The organism is Campylobacter sputorum (genome assembly GCF_002220775.1).
Classification (GTDB): domain Bacteria; phylum Campylobacterota; class Campylobacteria; order Campylobacterales; family Campylobacteraceae; genus Campylobacter_F; species Campylobacter_F bovis.
The window spans coordinates 1,090,508-1,111,179 of record NZ_CP019685.1; the positions used below are offsets into that span (position 1 = coordinate 1,090,508).

Consider the following 20,672-nt stretch of genomic DNA (forward strand, 5'->3'; position numbering starts at 1 on the left):
TATGTTTTAAATTTACTACATTGATTTCATAAAGGATATCTAATGAATATACATCTCGCAAATAGAGCTAAATCTATCAAAGAATCTGTAACAATAGCAATAAGTGCAAAAGCAAAAGAAATGAAAGCTAATGGCATAGATGTTATAAGTTTGAGTGCAGGAGAACCAGACTTTGATACGCCAGAGATAATAAAAAGTGCCGTAAAAGTTGCTTTATCACAAGGTTGTTCAAAATATACTCCAATACCAGGAACTCTTGAGGTTTTACAAGCTATAAAAACAAAACTAAAAAAAGACAATAATTTAGAATATGAAACAAATGAAATAATAACTAATGTTGGTGCTAAACACTCTATTTTCAATATAATTCAAGCTATGATAGAGCAAGGCGATGAAGTTATTATACCAGCACCTTACTGGGTAAGTTATCCTGAGATAGTTAAATTTGCAGGCGGAACACCAGTGATTATAAATACAGATGAGAGTAGTAAATTTAAGATTACAGCTGAGCAGCTAAAAAACGCTATTACTACAAAAAGTAAATTACTCATATTAAATTCCCCAAGCAATCCAACAGGTTCAATATATACAAAAGAAGAATTAAGTCAATTTGCCAAAATACTAAAAGATACAGATATAGTTGTAATCAGCGATGAAATTTATGAAAAATTAGTATTTGATGGAGAATTTTGTGCAACAGCAAGTATAAGCGAAGATATGTTAAAACGCACAATAACTATAAATGGGCTTAGTAAATGTGGTGCAATGCCAGGATGGAGATTTGGCTATATGGCTTGCAAGATACCAGAACTTACAAAAGCTGTTAAATCTATACAAAGCCAAAGCACATCAAATATAAGTTCTATTGTTCAAGCAGGAGCAATTCCTGGACTACTTGGCGAATCAAACGAAGATATAGCAAAAATGAATAAAGCTTACAAAGAACGAAGAGACTACGCTGTAAAAGCAATAAACGATATAAAAGGATTAAAAGCATTAAAGCCAGATGGAGCTTTTTATATATTTGTAAATTGTAGTGAGATAGAAAAAGATTCTATGAAATTTTGTAAAGATATGTTAAGCGAAGCTAAAGTAGCGGCTGTTCCAGGCATAGGATTTGGATTAGATGGATATTTTAGAATGTCTTATGCAACAGATTTAGATAGTATCAAAAAAGCCATAGATAGAATCGCTAAATTTGTTGAAAGCTACAAAAAATAGAAATTTAGTAAGCTTTTAAATAAAGCTTACTATTTTATTAACATATAAATTTATTTTCTCACCTTATCTATACTTGCTTTTATAGCTTTTATAAAAGCAGATCTAATAGAATGCTCTTCTAGGACATTAACACCTTCTATAGTAGTTCCAGCAGGCGAACAAACAGACTCTTTTATAAGAGCTGGATGAGATTCTTTTAGTAGTGCTGATACACTTTTAAAAACACCAGCAGTAATACTATGGGATATATCTTTTTTAAGCCCTTTACTAACACAACCGCACGCCATAGCTTCAGCAACCAAAGCTAAATACGCCGGCGCACAACCACTTATCGCCATTGCGATATTTAACTCATCTTCACTATCAACTCTACAAATTTCACCAAATGTAGATAAAATAACCTCATCTTCATTGTGGCAATCTTTTGAGAAAAAAGGAGTTATAGAAGATTTAAATTTAGCAGCTATATTTGGCATAGCTTTTATATATCTATTTGAAGAAATTTGATTTTTTATATCTTCAAGTGTTGATGTAGCTAAAACACTTATTACTAAATCAGCTTTTCCACTTAAAATTTGACTAACACTACCAAGAGCGTAGGGTTTAAAAGCTAATATAATAAATTTATTATTTATATCAAATTTATCTCCATAAAGCTCTGTTTTAAAACCTTGTTTTTCTAAATTTTCTAATTTTTCTCTGTTTCTGCCAACCAAAAAAACACTATACTTATCTTTTAACCCAAAAGCCATAGCAGTTGCCATAGCTCCATTGCCAAGTATAAAAATTTCTTCCATAAATTTAATTATCTTTATTTATATAGTTAGCTATCCTATCAGCTTGTTTGTATTGAGGATAACCAACAGTATCAAGTATAACTTGAGAAATGGTATTATTTGTCATATTACAAACTATAGGAGCAACAAAATTCATAGTTGATTCTTCAAGTGGTGAATTAAGTACAACTATAACATAAACTCTAAGTTCGCTATTATCTTTTATATCCATAAGTTTTATATAATAATCTGGAATTTCAAAAGCATAATCTCTAAATCCATAAGGATTTATTAGTGTAAAAGTTGTTTTATCGTCCTGACTTTCTAATCTTGCAAAAAAATCGTCTATTTGAACAATTTTAGCCTTTTTTATCTGCTCAAAACCCAATATAGGACTTTTTATATCAAAAATCATGATACTCTCCTTATAAATTTATATTATTATGTTATTCTATCATTTTTTTATCAAAAAGCATATAAATATCCCTTTTTTATAAACAAATAAAACAAAAAAGTGTAAAATATGCCAAGAATTTATTTTATAAGGAAATTGCTATATGAAAATATCATATAAATATATTATTGCGATATTAATTGCATTTGTAATAACTGCATGCTCAACAAAGTCTGATGAAATTTACAACTTATCTCCAGATGCGTGGTATTCCCTGATAATAAAAGATATACGAGATAGAGACTTAGAAAGTGCCGATAAACACTATACATCCATGCAAAGCGAACATGTCGCTTCGCCACTATTAGAGACTATTTTAATAATTCTAGCACAAGCCCATATGGAAGATGAAGAGTATCTGCTTGCAAACTACTATTTGGATGAATATATAAAAAAATACGGGGATTATAAAAAAACAGAATATGCAGAGTTTTTAAAAATGAAAGCAAATTTTGACTCATTTATAAGACCAAATAGAAATCAAAAACTAATGGATGATACAACCGTTCAAATACAAAATTTTCTATACAAATATCCAAACTCAATGTATAGACCATTAGCTGAGACAATGTTGCTGAAATTTAATCTTGCTACGCACTATTTGGATCTACAAATAGCCGATTTATATGAAAGAACAGGCAGAGATATATCTGCTGAAATTTATAAAGAAAAGATAGATAATTCCCCTTATAAAGATACAAATTTAATACCACCAACACTTCCGTGGTATAGAAGCATTTTTGAATAGGAGAAAATATGATAAGCAAGATTGAAAGTTTGCCAATGCAAATATCTGTTTTAGTAGAAGATAATATTTTTTTATATCCTTTTATGATTACACCAATTTTTATAGAAGATAATGAAAATATAGAAGCTATAAATTACGCACAAGAAAATTCTAAACCTATACTTATAACTACAACAAAGCCTCAAAATGATGGTAGTAGAGATTTTGATGATATTTTTGATTGCGGTGTTATAGGAAATATCATGAGACGCTCCACTATTCCTGATGGAAGAGTAAAAATACTTTTTCAAGGTATTCAAAAAGGTCGCATAATCAAACAAATACAAAAAATACCATTGATAGCTGAAGTTGATGCTATAGAAGAGATTTTACCTGAGCCAAATAAGGTTGAGGCACTTATGAATACACTTATAGAAAAAGTAAAAACGCTAAACAAATTTATAAGTTACTTTCCGCCAGAACTTCTTAAAGCTATAGAAGAAAATATAGACCCCATAAGAATTTGCGACCTTATATCAAGCTCTCTTAGATTAAAAAAAGATTTAGCTTATGAGTTTTTTATAGAAACAAAATTTGAAAAAAAAGCTTTAAGACTGATTGATTATATAACAGAAGAGATAAAATCTCATAAAATAGAAAAAGATATAAAAAGCAAGGTTCATTCTCGTATAGAAAAAGTAAATAAAGAGTATTTTTTAAAAGAACAACTAAAACAAATTCAAGAAGAATTAGGCACAGATAATAGCAAAGAAGAAGAAATTCAAGAATACAAGAAAAAATTAGAAACTAAAAAGAAATTTATATCAACTGAGGCTTATAAAGAGATAAAAAAACAAATAGATAAGCTATCTCGCCTTCACCCAGATTCAGCTGATGCTGGAATGGTACAAAGCTACCTTGACTGGACACTTGAAGTGCCTTTTGAAAAAATCTCAAAACAAAAATCTAGCATAGCACAAGTCTCAAAACAGCTAAATAAAGATCACTACTCTTTAAAAAAACCAAAAGAAAGGATAGAAGAGTATTTCGCTTTAAGAGAGCTGATAGAAAAAAGAAAAAGTGACAATAAATTAAATAACGGCGCCATAATATGCTTTGCAGGACCCCCTGGCGTTGGTAAAACCAGTCTTGCAAATTCAATAGCAAAAGCATTAAAAAGAGAACTTATACGCGTAGCTCTTGGTGGATTAGAAGATGTAAATGAGCTTAGAGGGCATAGAAGAACTTACATTGGCGCAATGCCTGGTAGGATAGTTCAAGGTTTCATAGAAGCAAAACAGATGAATCCTGTAATGGTTTTAGATGAGATAGACAAGATAGGAAACGGACATAGGGGCGATCCAAGTGCTGTGATGCTTGAAATTTTAGATCCTGAGCAAAATTCTAAATTTAGAGACTATTATCTAAATTTTGACATAGATCTTAGCAAAATTATATTTATAGCAACAGCAAATGATGTGAGCATGATACCGCCAGCCCTTAGAGATAGAATGGAGTTTATTTTTCTTAGCTCCTATACACCGCAAGAAAAATTTGAAATAGCTAAAAAATACTTAATACCACAAGAAATACAAAAACACGCCCTAAGCACAAAAGAGATAATTTTTCAAAATGACGCGATAGAACTTATCATAAGTGAATACACAAGAGAGAGCGGTGTTAGAAATTTAAGGAGAAAAATAGCAGATATTCTAAGAAAAGTAGCCAAAAATATAGTTTTAAGCGACAATGAGATTAAAAAAACAACCATAACAAAAGCAAAAGTTAAAGAGTATTTAGAAAAGAAAATTTTTGAAATAGATGAGATTAAAAGAGCCCCGCAAGTTGGCATAGTAAATGGTCTTGCTTGGACTAGTGTTGGCGGGGATGTGCTTAAAATAGAAGCGATAAAAATACGCGGCAAAGGACTACTTCAATTAACTGGGCAACTTGGCGATGTTATGAAAGAATCGGCTCAAATTGCATATAGTGTTGTAAAAGTTTTAATAGATGAAAAATATCTAAAAGTCCCAAAAACCCTTATTCCAAAAACACAAGATGAAAAAAATGATGATGAAATTTACCACAAATATGACCTTCATCTACATGTCCCAGAAGGTGCAACTCCAAAAGATGGTCCGAGTGCTGGAATAACTATAGCCACAGCAATTGCTTCTATTTTTACAAACCAAAAAATAAGATCAGATGTTGCAATGACAGGTGAAATAACATTAAGCGGCGATGTATTGCCAATAGGCGGTTTAAAAGAAAAATTAATTGCAGCCCATAAAGCTGGTGTAAAATTGGCTCTAATTCCTCAAAAAAATTACGATAGAGACTTGGATGAAATACCAGATGAAGTTAAAAAAGCTATAGATATACAACCAGTTAAACATATAAGAGATGTATTAAAATACGCTTTTACAAAGTAATAAATTTGACCTTTTTCAAGGTTAAATTTATGCTAAATTGCAAAAAAATATAAAAATTTAGTATAATTAAACAAATTTTAATAAATACAAAGATATAATTATAATTCTTTTTCGTGGTTAGATAGCTCAGTCGGTAGAGCAGCAGACTGAAAATCTGCGTGTCGGCAGTTCGATTCTGCCTCTGACCACCATTTATCATCTCCATACAAATCAAATATTTTATATCAAGCAATTATAAATAAAAGCACATAATAAAGCAAGTTTTTTGTCAAATAAGATATTTACAAAATTACACATTTTCTAAATTTATTCTTTAATTAAAAAACTACTTTTATTTATATATTTATAAGCTAGCCAATACATCATTATTTACTATGAAAATACCAAAAAGACTTATAAATTAGAGTCTAAATACTTTAACTATTTTTACATATAAAATAATTTTACTTTATAAAATACAATAAAACGATAGCTTTAAATAATATAAAATTAAGAAAAAACAATGTATATTACTATGCGTATATTTTTTATTATTTTATTATAAATAATAAATTTAATATTTAAATAAACTTTAAAAATACTTTATGTAAGTTATATGTTAATTAGGAAAGAAATGAAAACACTCACAAAAAAATCTCGCACCATAAAACTATTAACTAATTTGGCTTTTTGGGTTGTATTTGGGATAATTGCTGGTATATTGCTTGGTATAATAAATCCCCCGCTCGCAGAATCACACATAGTAAAACAAGGCGCAGTAATATTTATCAAAGTACTTAAAATGATGATAGGTCCTATAATTTTTCTAACCATAGTCTCTGGTATAGCTGGGCTTCATAGCCTAAAAGAGCTTGGTTCGATTGGGCTAAAGGCCTTCATATACTTTGAAGTTGTTTCAACTCTTGCCCTTGCGATCGGTATAGTTGTTCCAAAAATTTTACAACCAGGGTCTGGAATGAATTTAAAGATAGAAAATTTAGATACCAAGGGTGTTGATAAATTTATAACTCAATCAAAAAATATTGCCTTAGATCCAAATGCAAGCCCAATAGAAAATATGTTTAATGAAATTTGGCACATTTTAAAAGGTGCTGTACCATCTGATCCAATTACGCCTTTTATTACCGGAAATACCATTCAAGTGTTATTTATGGCTATTGTAACTGCGTTTATTATATCATTTTTATCACATAAGCACAAAGATATTATCATGAAACCAATTACCAGTTTGCAGCACATTGTGCTTAAAATTCTAAGCATTTTTATGTGGTTTAGTCCTATTGCTGCATTTTCGGCAATGGCTTATCTAATTGGTCATTTTGGATTAAATACACTATGGGGCATGATAAACTTGCTTCTTGTTATGCTATTTTCTTGTTGTTTATTTATTTTTGGAATACTTGGCATCATTTGTTACTTTGCAAAAGTTAATATATTTAAATTTATGCGTTTTATCTCAAAAGAAGTTCTTATAGTTTTTGCCACAAGCTCAAGTGAAACCGCACTTGCTCCACTTATGCAAAAACTAGAAAAAGCAGGTATTCAAAGAGGCTCTGTCGGATTAATAATACCAACTGGCTACTCATTTAATCTAGATTGTACAAATATATATTTAGCCATGAGTGTTATTTTTCTTGCACAAGCTTTTAATATTGATTTATCATTTATGCATTTACTTATGACACTGCTTATTTTGATGATTACAAGCAAAGGCGCAGTAGGTGTTACTGGTTCAGGGTTTATTATCTTAGCAGGAACACTTTCTGCACTAGACATAATACCAGTAGCAACAGTTGCTGTTTTACTTGGAGTTGATAAATTTATGAGTGAAATGCGTGCTGTTGGAAATCTATGCGGTAATGCCGTTGGCTGTTTAATTGTTTCAATATGGGATAAAAAAGTTGATTTAACTAAATTTAGATATGCTCTAGATCATCCAAAAGAATTTTAATTTGATATCAACAAAAAGCGTTATGCAAGTAGCTATTTAAAATACCATTATAAAAATACAAAATGATTGTTTAAATATTTTTTAGATATAATGTCAAGATTAAATAAAAAATTTAAGGAATTATGATGGCCGAAGAAGAAAAAGAAGAGAAAAAAGAAAAAAAAGGCGGTAGCAAAAAAGTAATTTTAATAATCGTAATAGCATTATCTTTTATAATTTTACTTGTATTAGGAGTTATTGTCGGACTTATGCTATCTTCTCATCCAGAACAAGAAGTAGCAGTTGAAACAAAATCCGATTCACACAAAACACAACCGGTACCAAAACCAAATACATCTGTAAGATACAGCGATTTTATGAATATTGGCGTAATGTATCCAATGGATCAATTTGTTGTAAATTTGCTAAGTGAAAGCGGTTCTAGATACCTAAAAACTTCAATAGATTTTGAACTTAGCATAGAAACTTTAACACCAGAAATGGATAAGAAAAAATCCATAATAAGAGACATTGTTATACGCTCACTTTCATCTAAAACCATCGAAGAAATCAGCACAACAAAAGGTAAAGAGCGATTAAAAGATGAAATAGTTGGGAAAATAAATGAAATTTTAACAGATGGCTATATAAAAAATGTATATTTCACGGATTTTATCATCCAATGATAGGAATAGATATCATTGCCATAAAAAGGATATCTGATTTAAAACTAAAATATGGTGATAAGTTTTTATATAAATTCTTAAATAAAGATGAGATAAACATAGCAAAAAGCGAAGCTACAATGGCTGGCTTTTTTGCCGCAAAAGAAGCTTTTGCTAAAGCTTTAGGATGTGGCATAAGCAAGGAATTTTCTTTTCACGATGTTGAAATTTACAAAGATAGCAATGGTGCTCCATTTTTAAAAATAGCTCAAAAAATTAAATCAAATTTTGATATACAAAACGCAAGCTTAAGCATAAGCCACGATGGTGGTTTTGCCATAGCTGCTGTTATTTTACAAAAAAAATAATGCTAAAACATTTTTTTACAAACAGCTTTGGTATACTATTTTCAAGAATTTTAGGCTTTTTAAGAGACATGCTAACAGCTGCGGTTTTAGGTGCTAGTGTATGGAGTGATATATTTTTTATAGCGTTTAAATTACCAAATCTTTTTAGAAGACTTTTTGGTGAAGGTGCATTTACGCAGGCTTTTTTACCAAATTTTGTATCAACAAATAAAAAAGGTCTTTTTAGCATAGAAATTTTACTTAAATTTCTATCTTTTATCCTACTTTTAAGTCTTACTGTTATGCTTTTTGCTCCACTTTTTACAAAGGCTTTAGCTATTGGTTTTGATAAAAATATGATAGACTTAGCAGTTCCGCTTGTAAAGATCAACTTCTGGTATCTTAGCTTTATTTTTTTAGTAACTCTTTTTGCTTCTATGCTCCAATACAAAGGGCATTTTGCAACAACTGCTTTTTCAACTGCACTTCTTAATATTTCTATGATTTGTGCACTATTGCTATCTTATGGAAATGATCAAAAAACTGCGGCATATTATCTAAGTTATGGCGTGGTTATTGGCGGATTTTTACAGGCGCTAACCCACATAATAGCACTTAAACACATAAAAATGCTGCGTATTTTACAAGGTGGTTTTATTAAATTTAAAAAAGGGCTTAGAACTAAAACTGATGGTTTTTGGAAAAATTTTTATCATGGAATTATAGGCTCATCTTCAGCACAAATTGGTGCTTTTATAGATACTTGGTTTGCTAGTTTTTTAGCAACTGGTAGCATTAGCTATTTGTATTATGCAAATAGAATTTTTCAACTCCCCTACTCTCTTTTTGCCGTAGCCTTAACAACAGCTGTTTTTCCAAAAATTAGCAGACAAATCAAAGTAAATTCATATGAAAATGCACTAAATTTAATGAGTAAATCATTTCATTTTTTACTTGCATTTTTACTTTTTTCTAGCATTGGTGGCATAATGCTTAGTTATGAAATTACTTGGCTGTTATTTCAAAGAGGCGAATTTAATTCACAAAATACCAAAGAATGTGCTCAAGTTCTTAGTATGTTTATGATTGGACTTATTGCCTTTGGGTTAGCAAAACTTTTTTCTTTATGGCTGTATGCAAAAATGCAACAAAAGTTAGCAGCAAAAATATCTATATACAGTCTTTTGATAAATTTGATTTTTTGCCTTTTACTGATAAAACCTCTTGGTGCTGCTGGACTTGCACTTGCTAGCTCTATTTCGGCGTTTTATCTGCTTTTTATGAATATTAAGATTTTTTCGTTTAATAATTTTTTGGCTATAATAAGTGCTAAGAAAATTTTAATAATTTTTGCACTTTGCGTGTTAGAAATATTGATATTATTAGTTTTTAAGGGTTTTGTAGATGGTTATATACGATAGTGTCAAAAAGAAAAAAGTTGAATTTAAGCCAATCAAAAATGGTGAAGTTAGAATTTATGTGTGCGGTCCTACTGTTTATGATGACGCACATTTAGGACATGCAAAAAGTAGCGTTAGTTTTGATCTCTTAAGAAGAGTTTTCATATCACTTGGATATAAAGTTAAATTTGTAAAAAACTTCACAGACATTGATGATAAAATTTTAAAAAAGATGGATGAAAGTGGCAAAAGCTTAGAAGAAATAACATCTTTTTATATACAAAGATATCTTGATGATATGGATAAATTAAATGTATTAAGAGCCGATTTTGAGCCAAAAGCTACACAAAATTTAGATGAAATCATATCATATATAGAACTTTTGATAAAAAATAATTCAGCTTATATACTAAATGATGGCGTATATTTTGATACATCAAAAGATAAAGATTATCTATCTTTAAGCCATAAAAACGATAGCGAAGACAATATAGCAAGAGTTATCTCAAATGAAAATAAAAAAAATGAAAAAGACTTTGTACTATGGAAATTTGATGAAAAATGGTATGAAAGTCCTTTTGGCAAAGGAAGACCAGGATGGCATACAGAATGTGTTGCAATGATAAAAAAACACCTTGCTTATGATGATGAAACACTCATAGATATTCACGCAGGTGGTATGGATTTACTTTTCCCACACCATGAAAACGAAGCAGCACAGTGTAGATGTGCCGAGCATAAAAACTTGGCAAAATACTGGATGCATAACGGCTTTGTACAAATAAATAATGAAAAGATGAGTAAATCCCTTGGAAATAGTTTTTTTATAAAAGATGCATTAAAAATCGTATGCGGGGAAGTTTTGAGATTTTATTTAATAAGCACTCATTATAGAGCAAATTTTAACTATAATTTGCAAGATTTACTTGCAAGCAAAAAAAGGTTAGATAAAATTTACAGATTAAAAAAAAGAGTTTTAGATGTAAAGCCTAGTATGGTTGATGAGAAATTTAAAACAGAAATTTTAGAAGCACTAAGTGATGATTTAAACTCATCTCTTGGACTTGCAACACTTGATATGATGGTAAATTCGGCAAACGAATATCTAGATAAAAACCCAAAAGATAAAAACTATAAAGCGATAGTTTTAGCAAATTTGAACTTTTGTAGTGAAATTTTAGGTATTTTAAAAGTTGATACCACAAAGTATTTTCAATTTGGCGTGGATGATGAAACAAAACAAAATATCTTAAATTTCATAACACAGAGAAATGAAGCAAAAAAAGAAAAAAATTATCAAAAAGCAGATGAAATAAGAGATAATTTAATAGATTTAGGAATTTCCATTATGGATACACCAAGTGGAACTATTTGGGAAAAGCTATGAATGGCATAAGGGATATTTTCAAAAGATTTTTACCATATTTTAAAGACTATGTGCCTCATTTTGCATTGGCAATTTTAGGTATGATTATGGCTGCGGCTGGTTCTGCGATTTCTGCGTATCTTGTAAAGCCTGTTTTAGATAAAATCTTTGTAGAAAAAAACGAAGATATGTTATACATTTTGCCTTATGCAATTATCGCAATTTATTTTATAAAAAGCCTTGGAACTTATATGCAAGCTTACTATACAGCATATATTGGGCAAGATACTGTTAGGAGATTTAGGGAAAAACTTCTTGGAAATTTACTTAAACTGGATATGGAATTTTTTAGCCAGCATAGAGTTGGAGAACTTGTAAGTAGAAATATAAACGATATTGAGCGAATAAGAAGCGTTGTATCTTCTATGATTCCTGAGTTTATAAGAGAAGTTATAACTATTATCGGGCTTTTGTGCGTTGTGCTTTATCAAAGCTTAGAATTGTCATTTTTTGCACTAATTATAATGCCTCTTGCGGTTTTTCCGATATCCAAACTTGCTAAAAAAATGAGGAAAATTTCAAGATCTTCTCAAGAAAAAACATCAGATATTAGCTCATGTTTAAACGAAATTTTTACAAATATAGAAATCATTAAATCAAAAAATGCTCAAGATTATGAATTAAATAGATTTTCAAAAGAAAATGATAAATTTTTCAAACTAAATTTAAAAAGCGTAAAAATAGGAGAGATTGTTAGCCCCATAATGGAAACTCTCGGCTCTATTGGAATTTCCATAGTTATAATATTTGGCGGAAAAGAAGTAATTGATGGAAATTTAAGCGTAGGAAGTTTTTTTTCCTTTCTAACAGCACTTTTTATGCTTTATACGCCTCTAAAAAAAATCTCAAAATTACACAATAGTATGCAAGATGCCATAGCAGCAAGCGAAAGAACTTTTGAATTAATAGACAAACATCCTAACATATTAAGTGGAAAAGAAGAATTTCCAAAAGACATAAACACAATATCTTTTAATAATATTTATTTAAAATATCAAGATAAAGTTGTATTAAATGGCGTAAATTTGATAGTAAAAAAAGGCGAACTCATAGCAATAGTTGGCAAAAGTGGTGGTGGAAAAACATCTATAATAAATTTACTTATGAGGTTTTATGACCCCATAAAAGGCGACATTTTAGTAAATAATCAAAACATAGCAGAATTTGACATAAAATCTCTTAGAAAAAATATAGGTTTTGTTTCGCAGCGTGCTTATATATTAAACGATACTGTTGCAAAAAATGTATGCTATGGAAACGATTTTGATAAACAAAAAGTTATAGATGCTCTAAAAATGGCAAATGCCCTTGAGTTTGTAAATAATTTAGAAAATGGAATAGAAACAATACTAAATGAATTTGGAACAAATTTAAGTGGCGGACAAAGACAAAGAATAACAATAGCAAGAGCACTTTATGATAATCCTCAAATTTTAATTTTTGATGAGGCAACAAGCGCATTAGACAATGAAAGCGAAAAAGTTATAACAAACATCATAAGAAATCTCTCAAATAATAAAATAATATTTGTTATAGCCCATAGAATGAGCACAGTAGAAGATGCAGATAAAATAGCAGTTGTAAGCAATGGCAAAATAGTAGCTTTTGGTAATGATGAGGAACTTTCAAATAGTTGTGAAATATATAAAAATTTAAAAGGAACCATTATAACGGATAAGGAAAATTAATGCAATATAATACTATAAAAAATATATTTTTTAAATTTGATCCAGAAAATGCACACCATATAGCAGAAATTGGCTTAAAAACCGCATCAAAATTTCCATTTGCTTTAAATATACTCAAAAAAAATTTTACCTATAAAAATGAAATTTTAAATCAAAATATATTTGGACTAAATTTTCCAAATCCAATTGGCATTGCCGGAGGATTTGATAAAAATGCGACTATGATAAAATCTCTTTTTGCACTTGGTTACGGGCATATTGAATATGGCACACTAACCCCAAAACCACAAAGCGGAAATGCTAAACCAAGATTATTTAGACTTATAGAAGAAGAAAGCATTCAAAATGCAATGGGATTTAACAATGATGGCTCAGTAGTTATAAAAAATAGGATTGAAGATATTTATCCATTTGAGATACCAATTTTTTGCAATATAGGCAAAAACAAAATCACACCAAATGCTGAAGCCGTAAATGATTATATAAATTTAGTTAAAATTTTTAGCGAAATTAGTGATGCTTTTGTCATAAACATAAGTTCGCCAAACACGCCAAATTTAAGAGACTTACAAGAAGAAAGTTTTATAAATGATCTGTTTTTAGCTATAAAACCGCTAACAAGCAAACCAATTATCTTAAAAATATCTCCTGATATGAGTATAGAAAAAAGTTTGCAAATATGCACAACTGCTATAAAAAATGGAGCAAATGGCATAATACTAACAAATACAACCATTGATTATTCTCTAAGTAAAAATGCTAAAAATTTTGGAGGCATTAGCGGACAACTTCTAAAAAACAGATCAAAAACACTTTTAAAAGAACTTGCAAAAGAGCTTTTTGGTAAAACCATACTAATTAGTTCTGGCGGTATAAATAACGCAGATGAAGCTTATGAAAGAATTAAACTTGGAGCAAATTTGGTGCAAATTTACACAGCTTTTATATATAATGGACCTAAAATTTGCTATAACATAAACTCAAAACTTGCAGAAATGATAGAACAAGATGGATATAAAAATATATCGCAAGCAGTCGGAGTAAATTTAAAATAAAGGGATATCATGCTTAATAAATTTAATAAAAAAATACTAAAAAATAAAATGGAAATTTATCACATACCTGTAAATATTGGCTCAAATGTGATAAGTGTCGATATATTTTATAAAGTTGGTTCAAGAAATGAAATAATGGGAAAAAGCGGAATAGCCCATATGCTAGAACATCTAAATTTTAAATCAACTAAAAACTTAAAAGCTGGCGAATTTGATGAAATAGTTAAGGGTTTTGGCGGGATTGATAATGCATCAACTGGTTTTGATTATACACACTATTTTATAAAATGTTCAAAACAAAATTTAGAAAAATCTCTATATCTTTTTAGCGAAATTATGGAAAATTTAAATTTAAAAGATAGCGAATTTCAACCAGAAAGAGATGTTGTTTTAGAAGAAAGAAGATGGAGAACTGATAATACGCCTATGGGATATCTATATTTTAGGCTTTTTAATCACGCATTTTTGCATCATCCATACCATTGGACACCAATCGGATTTTACGATGATATACAAAACTGGAGCATAAAAGACATTAAAAACTTTCACTCTACTTTTTATCAACCACAAAATGCATTTTTAATAGTAAGTGGCGATATAGACAAAAAAAGTGTTTTTGATCTAAGTAAAAAATATTTTGAGCATATAAAAAACAAATCAGCAATACCAAATGTCATATGCCAAGAACCATTACAAGATGGTGCAAAAAAAATCTATCTAACAAAGCAAAGTGATGTTGAGATGATAGCAATAGCTTATAAAATACCACCTTTTAATCACGAAGATAGCGTTTGTCTAGAAGGATTAAGTGAGTATTTAAGTAATGGAAAAAGCTCACTTTTACAAAGAGTTTTAGTAGATGAAAAAAAACTAGTAAATCAAATTTATGCTTACAATATGGACAATATTGATGAGAGTCTTTTTATAATAATAGCAATTTGCAACAATGAAATCAAAGCAGAGCTTGTAGAAAAAGAGATAAATTTATTGATAGAAAAAACAAAAAATGATACAATAAGCAAAGATGATTTTACCAAAATCAAAAATAGCATAAAAGCAGAACTTATCTACTCTCTCCAAAGTGCTAGTAAAGTTAGTTCTCTTTATGGTAGTTATATAGCAAAAGGTGATTTGGAGCCACTTTTAAACTTAGAGAGTAAAATTGAGGCATTAGATTCTAAAATGTTGCAAAAATGTGCACAAAAATATTTTGTCAAACATACATCAACAACAGTAATTTTAAGAAAGGAAAACAAGTGAGCAAAAAAGTATTAATAGGTGCAATGACCGCCATAATTACTCCTTTTAAAAATGGGAAAATAGATGAGGATACCTATGCTAAACTCATAAAAAGACAGATAGCAAATGGCATTGATTGTGTTGTTCCTGCTGGAACAACTGGCGAGAGTGCAACACTAACTCATGATGAACACAGAACTTGCATTGAAATTGCAGTTGAACTATGCAAAGGAACAAATACTAAAGTTTTAGCAGGTGCTGGAAGTAATGCAACGCATGAAGCTATATCTTTGGCTAAATTTGCTCAAGAACAAGGCGCAGATGGTATACTTTCTGTTACACCTTATTATAATAAACCTACACAAGAAGGTCTTTATAGACATTATAGTGAAATTTCAAAAAATGTAGATATACCAGTTTTATTATATAATGTTCCAGGAAGAACTGGCTGTGATATACAAACTGGTACTGCTATAAGACTATTTAATGATTGCCAAAATATTTATGGCGTTAAAGAAGCTAGTGGAAATATAGATAAATGCGTTGATTTACTAGCACATGAGCCAAATATGGTTGTTATGAGTGGAGAAGATGCAATAAACTATCCAATTTTAAGCAATGGTGGCAAAGGTGTAATTTCTGTAACTTCAAATTTATTGCCAGATTATACAGCTAGACTTACTCATTTTGCACTAGATGAACAATTTTCAAAAGCAAAAGCTATAAATGACAAACTATACAACATAAATAAAATAATGTTTTGCGAAAGCAATCCTATACCAATAAAAGCCTCTATGTTTATAGCAGGATTAATACCTGTGCTTGAGTATAGATTGCCACTTTGTGAACCTAGTAATGAAAATATGAAAAAAATTGAAAATATTATGAAACAATACCATATAAAAGGATTTTAATGGATAATTTTTACAAAGATAAAACACTAGTTATAAGCGGTGGAACGAGAGGAATTGGCAGAGCCATACTACTTAAATTTGCTAAAGCTGGTGCAAACATAGCTTTTACTTACAATTCTAATGAAGAGTTAGCACAAACACAAGTAAAAGAGTTAGAAAAAGAATATAATATAAAAGCAAGATGTTATGCGTTAAACATACTAGAACCAGAAACATATAAAGAGCTTTTTTTAAAAATTGATGAAGATTTTGATAGAGTAGATTTTTTTATCTCAAATGCTATAATTTCAGGGCGTGCAGTTGCTGGAGGATATACTAAATTTATGAAATTAAAACCAAGAGGCATAAATAATATTTTTACAGCAACAGTCAACGCTTTTGTAGTTGGTGCACAAGAGGCTGCAAAAAGGATGGAAAAAGTTGGTGGCGGATCAATAATATCCATAAGCTCAACTGGAAATAGAGTTTTTATAGAGAATTATTCAGGTCATGGAACTTGTAAAGCAGCGGTTGAAGCAATGGTAAGATACGCAGCAACTGAGCTTGGAGAAAAAAACATCAGAGTAAATGCAGTTAGCGGTGGACCAATAGATACAGATGCTTTAAAAGCATTTACAAATTATGAAGAAGTAAGAGATATTACAGCCAAACTTAGCCCACTTGGTAGAATGGGTCAACCAGAAGATTTAGCTGGAGCATGTCTGTTTTTATGCTCAAAAGATGCTAGTTGGGTAACTGGGCATACATTGATAATAGACGGCGGAACCACATTTAAATAATATGTTAAACATACCAAATATTTTAGCTTTTGCAAGGATTTTCCTTGCACCACTTATGTTTTATATACTTCTTGAGATAAAAAATCCAACTATTCACATAAGCTGGTTAAATTATTTTGCTACACTTGTTTTTGTTATAGCATCTATTACTGATTTTTTTGATGGTTATATAGCAAGAAATTGGAAACAAACAACAAAACTAGGAGAAATCATTGATCCATTAGCAGATAAAATGTTAACATTAGCTGCATTTATGGGTCTTATGATGATAGGTAGAGCAAATCCATGGGCTGTTTATTTGATATTGGTAAGAGAGTTTTTCATAACAGGCTTTAGAGTTTTTCTCGCAAGCGATGGAGTGAAAGTAGCTGCTTCTATGACTGGAAAAGTAAAAACTGTTTTTCAAATGATAGCAATAGGTTTTTTATGTATGAATTGGTATGGCGGATCTATTTTACTATGGATAGCGGTTGGACTAACTTTATATTCTGGTTTTGAATACATAAATGGATACTGCAAACATCTAAACCAAAAAAAATAATTATTGTATTCTAAGTTTATTCAATAATCAATTTTGGAACGAAATTTGCTTGTAACCTATAAAATAAAAAGGATTAATATGTTTGCAGGAATAAATACGACCAAAGCAAAACCACTTTTAGAACAAGCGTTATCTGGTAGAAATTTAAGAAATCAGCTCATATCTAGCAATCTAGCAAATGTAAGCACACCTTTTTATAAAGCAAGAGATGTTGATTTTGAATCTGCTTTAAAAGAAAAAGTTGAAGAAATATATAACAATAAACAAAATCAAATATTGCAATTAGCTCAGACAAACGACGCCCATTTTCCAAGAGTTGATTTTCCAAAAAATAGTTTTGGAACAATTTATCTAAGAGATGGTCATATGGCTAGAAATGATGCAAACACGGTTGACTTAGATGTAGAAACTTCAGAAATGAGTAAAAATGCAATGATGATAAGTGCTATAGATGCCGCACTTAGTAAAAGTGGTGCGATATTTAAGGCAGTAATCGAAGCAAGCGGTAAAATTTAAGGATAAATTATGGCATATTTAAGTGATTTTGATATAAGTGGATATGGTCTTAGTGCACAAAGATTTAGAATGAATGTGATTAGCTCAAATATAGCTAACTCTCAAACCACAAGAACAGCAGAAGGTGGTCCTTATAGAAGAAGAGAAGTTATATTTAAAGCATTTGATTTTAACAAAGAACTAAATAATCAGATTAAAAAAAGCCATAATATGTTAGAATACTCAAATCCACTTGATGATTCAGACTCACCAAAAAATGGCGACCCATCTATCATGAGTGTAGTAGTTGATAAGATAGTAAGAGACGATAAGGATTTTATAATGAAATATGACCCATCTCATCCAGATGCAAATACAAGAGGATATGTTGCATATCCAAATATAAATCCAGTTATCGAAATGTCTGATCTTATAGAAGCAACAAGAGCGTATCAAGCAAATGTGTCAGCTTTCCAAACAACAAAAAGCATAACACAAAGTGCGATAGATTTATTAAAAGGATAATAAATTATGAATAATATAAACAAAATAGATCTTAATACACACATAGGTGATAAAAATTTAAATAAAACTTCATCAAATAGTGGAGAATTTTCTAAAATGCTTGATAACTCCTTAAAAGAGTTAAACGAAGTTCAAATAAATGCAGATAAAGCTTTAGCAGATCTTGCAACAGGGGAAGTAAAAGATTTACATCAAGCAGCCCTTGCTATAAGCAAAGCAGAAACAAGCATGAAATTAATGTTAGAAATAAGAAACAAAGCATTAAGCGCATATAAAGAGATATCAAGAACACAATTATAATGATAGCTAGACAATCAAAAATAACTATCGTTTTCTTGCTTGTCTTGGCGGCTTTTTTAATACTTCTTGTAGTGTTTTTTTATAGAGCAACTCTTGATAGACGTATAGTAGGTCGCATAGCAAGCGATTCTGATACATCCATAAGAGGCGATATAATATCAAAAGATGGTTTTAGAGTTGCAACTACTCAAAAAATTTTTGATGTAAAAATTGATACAAGAAGTCTAAATCCAGATAAAAAAGATTTGTTTATACAACTTTATTCTATATATACAGATAATAATCCAAACAAAATAAAAAAAATTATAAATAGCAAAAAAGGATATGTTATATTATCAAAAAATATATCCGCAAAAACTGCAGCACATCTAAAAAAGCTTGGAAGATTTTTTTCAACAAACTCAGTTTTCATACCCTTTGTTGACGATAATGGTAGAAAATACGATGCACAAGCAATGGGTATCATAGAAAAAGGAGAGTATAGAGTTTATATGGCACAAGATAGCTTAACGCCATCAATAGGCTATGTAAAAGAAGTGATAAAAAATGGAATTATAAAAAGAGAGGGTGTAAAAGGTATAGAAAAATATTATGATGATTATTTGGCATCTATAAAAGATGCTCAGATTGTAGGCTCAAGAGATTTAAGCAATAATATAATAATAGAAAAACCAAATGATCTTGGACAAAGAATAGATGGATATAATGTGATATTAAATATATCCCTAAAGCTACAAAAAATGACTGAATATATTTTAGATACTATGATAAAAGACATAGAAGCTAAAGAGATAGTTGCAGGAATAATGGATAGTAAAACTGGCGAAATGTTAGCACTTGCTACTACAAATAGATATAATCCATCAAACATAAAAAAAGAAAATTATAGAGCATTAAACTCAACTTCTAGTGAATATGCATATGAACCAGGTTCTGTTATAAAGCCTATTGTTTTTGCATATTTATTGTCAGCAAACAAGGTAAATCCGCTAGAAACAATTAATACACACAATGGTATATATAAACACGGTAAAAGCACTATAAGAGACAGTCATCCTGCAAAAAGCATGAACGCTGAAGAGGTTATAATACACTCTTCAAATATAGGCATGGTTGAGCTATCAAAAAGAATATCTGGCGAAGAACTTTATATGAATTTCATAAAATTTGGATTTACGAAAAGATCTGGCATAGATTTACCTTACGAACAAAGAGGAATAATCCCAAGCTTATCAGAGCTAAACTCTGAAATTTATAGAGGAACTGCAAGTTATGGTTATGGCATACAAACTACATTTTTGCAACTTCTAAGAGCTTATGCTGTTTTTAATAACAATGGTTATCTTGTAACACCTCAACTAGTATCAAATTTGCAAAAAGATGGAAAATTATACAAAGGAAGACCTATTCCACCACAAGAGCAAATTTTAACTGAAGATGTTGCAAAAAGAATGAGAAATATACTAATTAGAGTTGTCAAGGATGGAACTGGTAAAAAAGCTAATATAGATGGGTTAAATATAGGCGGAAAAACTGGAACTTCTCGTATAGCTGTTGGCGGAGGATACTCAAAAAGTCTTTATAATGCTTCGTTTTTTGGATTTGCGGATGATAAATTTGGACATAATTATACCATAGGGGTTTTTGTAAGAGAACCAAAAGAAGGTAAGATTTATGCTTCACAAAGTGCTATTCCTATATTTAAAAGCATTGTAGAACTCTTAATACAAGAACAGCAACTCATACCTAGCATATAAT

The 20,672-nt window shown here is 30.0% G+C and carries 20 protein-coding genes and 1 tRNA gene; 19 read left to right on the top strand and 2 right to left on the bottom strand.

The annotated features are described in order from the left end of the window. Nucleotides 1–42 precede the first annotated feature (42 nt). Nucleotides 43–1,221, top strand: a complete 1,179-nt coding sequence (locus CSPB_RS05370) for a pyridoxal phosphate-dependent aminotransferase (RefSeq protein ID WP_033915875.1) — start codon at nucleotides 43–45, stop codon at nucleotides 1,219–1,221. Nucleotides 1,222–1,271: 50 nt separating this feature from the next. Here the strand turns inward: CSPB_RS05370 and CSPB_RS05375 are convergent, their stop codons facing one another. Further along, entirely contained in the window at nucleotides 1,272–2,018 is a 747-nt protein-coding gene (locus tag CSPB_RS05375; protein ID WP_033915876.1) for a pyrroline-5-carboxylate reductase, read from the bottom strand. Nucleotides 2,019–2,022: 4 nt separating this feature from the next. After that, nucleotides 2,023–2,412, bottom strand: coding sequence for a flagellar assembly protein FliW (gene fliW / locus CSPB_RS05380; RefSeq protein ID WP_089193459.1), 390 nt, complete (start codon nucleotides 2,410–2,412; stop codon nucleotides 2,023–2,025). Nucleotides 2,413–2,560: 148 nt separating this feature from the next. Between fliW and CSPB_RS05385 the strand changes: the two genes are divergently transcribed. The 18 genes from CSPB_RS05385 (at nucleotide 2,561) to CSPB_RS05470 (ending at nucleotide 20,671) form a co-directional block, all read left to right on the top strand. After that, nucleotides 2,561–3,199: an outer membrane protein assembly factor BamD gene (locus CSPB_RS05385; RefSeq protein WP_404813372.1), complete on the top strand. Its 639-nt coding sequence runs from the start codon at nucleotides 2,561–2,563 to the stop codon at nucleotides 3,197–3,199. Between the two features lie 8 nt (nucleotides 3,200–3,207). Then, nucleotides 3,208–5,610: an endopeptidase La gene (gene lon / locus CSPB_RS05390; protein WP_227484131.1), complete on the top strand. Its 2,403-nt coding sequence runs from the start codon at nucleotides 3,208–3,210 to the stop codon at nucleotides 5,608–5,610. A 115-nt stretch (nucleotides 5,611–5,725) separates the two neighbouring features. Then, a tRNA-Phe gene (locus tag CSPB_RS05395) sits at nucleotides 5,726–5,801 on the top strand. A 422-nt stretch (nucleotides 5,802–6,223) separates the two neighbouring features. After that, nucleotides 6,224–7,561: a cation:dicarboxylate symporter family transporter gene (locus CSPB_RS05400; RefSeq protein ID WP_089193461.1), complete on the top strand. Its 1,338-nt coding sequence runs from the start codon at nucleotides 6,224–6,226 to the stop codon at nucleotides 7,559–7,561. 122 nt (nucleotides 7,562–7,683) lie between these two features. Then, nucleotides 7,684–8,226 carry a flagellar basal body-associated protein FliL gene (gene fliL / locus CSPB_RS05405; protein ID WP_033915883.1) on the top strand — a complete coding sequence of 181 codons (543 nt, stop codon included), beginning with the start codon at nucleotides 7,684–7,686 and terminating at the stop codon, nucleotides 8,224–8,226. Then, complete coding sequence (gene acpS / locus CSPB_RS05410; protein WP_089193462.1) at nucleotides 8,223–8,573, top strand: holo-ACP synthase; 351 nt, start codon at nucleotides 8,223–8,225, stop codon at nucleotides 8,571–8,573. The genes fliL and acpS overlap by 4 nt, the downstream gene beginning before the upstream one ends. Continuing rightward, nucleotides 8,573–9,973 (top strand): murein biosynthesis integral membrane protein MurJ, encoded by a 1,401-nt coding sequence (gene murJ, locus CSPB_RS05415; RefSeq protein ID WP_089193463.1) that lies wholly within the window; start codon nucleotides 8,573–8,575, stop codon nucleotides 9,971–9,973. Before acpS ends, murJ begins: the two co-directional genes overlap by 1 nt. Beyond that, nucleotides 9,957–11,339: a cysteine--tRNA ligase gene (gene cysS / locus CSPB_RS05420; protein ID WP_089193464.1), complete on the top strand. Its 1,383-nt coding sequence runs from the start codon at nucleotides 9,957–9,959 to the stop codon at nucleotides 11,337–11,339. Before murJ ends, cysS begins: the two co-directional genes overlap by 17 nt. Beyond that, the gene (locus CSPB_RS05425) at nucleotides 11,336–13,066 is read left to right on the top strand and encodes an ABC transporter ATP-binding protein (protein WP_089193465.1); all 1,731 of its coding nucleotides are present in this window, start codon (nucleotides 11,336–11,338) and stop codon (nucleotides 13,064–13,066) included. Before cysS ends, CSPB_RS05425 begins: the two co-directional genes overlap by 4 nt. Further along, nucleotides 13,066–14,121 (top strand): quinone-dependent dihydroorotate dehydrogenase, encoded by a 1,056-nt coding sequence (locus CSPB_RS05430; RefSeq protein ID WP_089193466.1) that lies wholly within the window; start codon nucleotides 13,066–13,068, stop codon nucleotides 14,119–14,121. Before CSPB_RS05425 ends, CSPB_RS05430 begins: the two co-directional genes overlap by 1 nt. A gap of 9 nt (nucleotides 14,122–14,130) precedes the next feature. Next, a complete protein-coding gene (locus CSPB_RS05435; protein ID WP_089193467.1) occupies nucleotides 14,131–15,381 on the top strand; it encodes a M16 family metallopeptidase in 1,251 nt (416 codons plus the stop codon). Nucleotides 15,382–15,404: 23 nt separating this feature from the next. Continuing rightward, complete coding sequence (gene dapA, locus CSPB_RS05440; protein ID WP_227484142.1) at nucleotides 15,405–16,274, top strand: 4-hydroxy-tetrahydrodipicolinate synthase; 870 nt, start codon at nucleotides 15,405–15,407, stop codon at nucleotides 16,272–16,274. Then, nucleotides 16,274–17,053: an enoyl-ACP reductase gene (locus tag CSPB_RS05445; protein ID WP_089193469.1), complete on the top strand. Its 780-nt coding sequence runs from the start codon at nucleotides 16,274–16,276 to the stop codon at nucleotides 17,051–17,053. Before dapA ends, CSPB_RS05445 begins: the two co-directional genes overlap by 1 nt. Before the next feature lies 1 nt (nucleotide 17,054). Beyond that, entirely contained in the window at nucleotides 17,055–17,594 is a 540-nt protein-coding gene (gene pgsA, locus CSPB_RS05450) for a CDP-diacylglycerol--glycerol-3-phosphate 3-phosphatidyltransferase (RefSeq protein WP_033915891.1), read from the top strand. Nucleotides 17,595–17,672: 78 nt separating this feature from the next. Beyond that, nucleotides 17,673–18,110, top strand: a complete 438-nt coding sequence (flgB, locus tag CSPB_RS05455; RefSeq protein WP_089182721.1) for a flagellar basal body rod protein FlgB — start codon at nucleotides 17,673–17,675, stop codon at nucleotides 18,108–18,110. Nucleotides 18,111–18,119: 9 nt separating this feature from the next. Beyond that, nucleotides 18,120–18,614 (top strand): flagellar basal body rod protein FlgC, encoded by a 495-nt coding sequence (gene flgC / locus CSPB_RS05460; protein ID WP_089182722.1) that lies wholly within the window; start codon nucleotides 18,120–18,122, stop codon nucleotides 18,612–18,614. 6 nt (nucleotides 18,615–18,620) lie between these two features. Next, complete coding sequence (gene fliE, locus CSPB_RS05465; RefSeq protein WP_033915894.1) at nucleotides 18,621–18,914, top strand: flagellar hook-basal body complex protein FliE; 294 nt, start codon at nucleotides 18,621–18,623, stop codon at nucleotides 18,912–18,914. After that, nucleotides 18,914–20,671, top strand: coding sequence for a peptidoglycan D,D-transpeptidase FtsI family protein (locus tag CSPB_RS05470; RefSeq protein ID WP_089193470.1), 1,758 nt, complete (start codon nucleotides 18,914–18,916; stop codon nucleotides 20,669–20,671). The genes fliE and CSPB_RS05470 overlap by 1 nt, the downstream gene beginning before the upstream one ends. Nucleotide 20,672 lies beyond the last annotated feature (1 nt).

Coding starts and splice junctions, on each gene's coding strand:
- CSPB_RS05370 (WP_033915875.1), top strand. CDS start 43: ATGAATATACATCTCGCAAATAGAGCTAAATCTATCAAAGAATCTGTA.
- CSPB_RS05375 (WP_033915876.1), bottom strand. CDS start 2,018: ATGGAAGAAATTTTTATACTTGGCAATGGAGCTATGGCAACTGCTATG.
- fliW (WP_089193459.1), bottom strand. CDS start 2,412: ATGATTTTTGATATAAAAAGTCCTATATTGGGTTTTGAGCAGATAAAA.
- lon (WP_227484131.1), top strand. CDS start 3,208: ATGATAAGCAAGATTGAAAGTTTGCCAATGCAAATATCTGTTTTAGTA.
- CSPB_RS05400 (WP_089193461.1), top strand. CDS start 6,224: ATGAAAACACTCACAAAAAAATCTCGCACCATAAAACTATTAACTAAT.
- fliL (WP_033915883.1), top strand. CDS start 7,684: ATGATGGCCGAAGAAGAAAAAGAAGAGAAAAAAGAAAAAAAAGGCGGT.
- acpS (WP_089193462.1), top strand. CDS start 8,223: ATGATAGGAATAGATATCATTGCCATAAAAAGGATATCTGATTTAAAA.
- murJ (WP_089193463.1), top strand. CDS start 8,573: ATGCTAAAACATTTTTTTACAAACAGCTTTGGTATACTATTTTCAAGA.
- cysS (WP_089193464.1), top strand. CDS start 9,957: ATGGTTATATACGATAGTGTCAAAAAGAAAAAAGTTGAATTTAAGCCA.
- CSPB_RS05425 (WP_089193465.1), top strand. CDS start 11,336: ATGAATGGCATAAGGGATATTTTCAAAAGATTTTTACCATATTTTAAA.
- CSPB_RS05430 (WP_089193466.1), top strand. CDS start 13,066: ATGCAATATAATACTATAAAAAATATATTTTTTAAATTTGATCCAGAA.
- CSPB_RS05435 (WP_089193467.1), top strand. CDS start 14,131: ATGCTTAATAAATTTAATAAAAAAATACTAAAAAATAAAATGGAAATT.
- dapA (WP_227484142.1), top strand. CDS start 15,405: ATGACCGCCATAATTACTCCTTTTAAAAATGGGAAAATAGATGAGGAT.
- CSPB_RS05445 (WP_089193469.1), top strand. CDS start 16,274: ATGGATAATTTTTACAAAGATAAAACACTAGTTATAAGCGGTGGAACG.
- pgsA (WP_033915891.1), top strand. CDS start 17,055: ATGTTAAACATACCAAATATTTTAGCTTTTGCAAGGATTTTCCTTGCA.
- flgB (WP_089182721.1), top strand. CDS start 17,673: ATGTTTGCAGGAATAAATACGACCAAAGCAAAACCACTTTTAGAACAA.
- flgC (WP_089182722.1), top strand. CDS start 18,120: ATGGCATATTTAAGTGATTTTGATATAAGTGGATATGGTCTTAGTGCA.
- fliE (WP_033915894.1), top strand. CDS start 18,621: ATGAATAATATAAACAAAATAGATCTTAATACACACATAGGTGATAAA.
- CSPB_RS05470 (WP_089193470.1), top strand. CDS start 18,914: ATGATAGCTAGACAATCAAAAATAACTATCGTTTTCTTGCTTGTCTTG.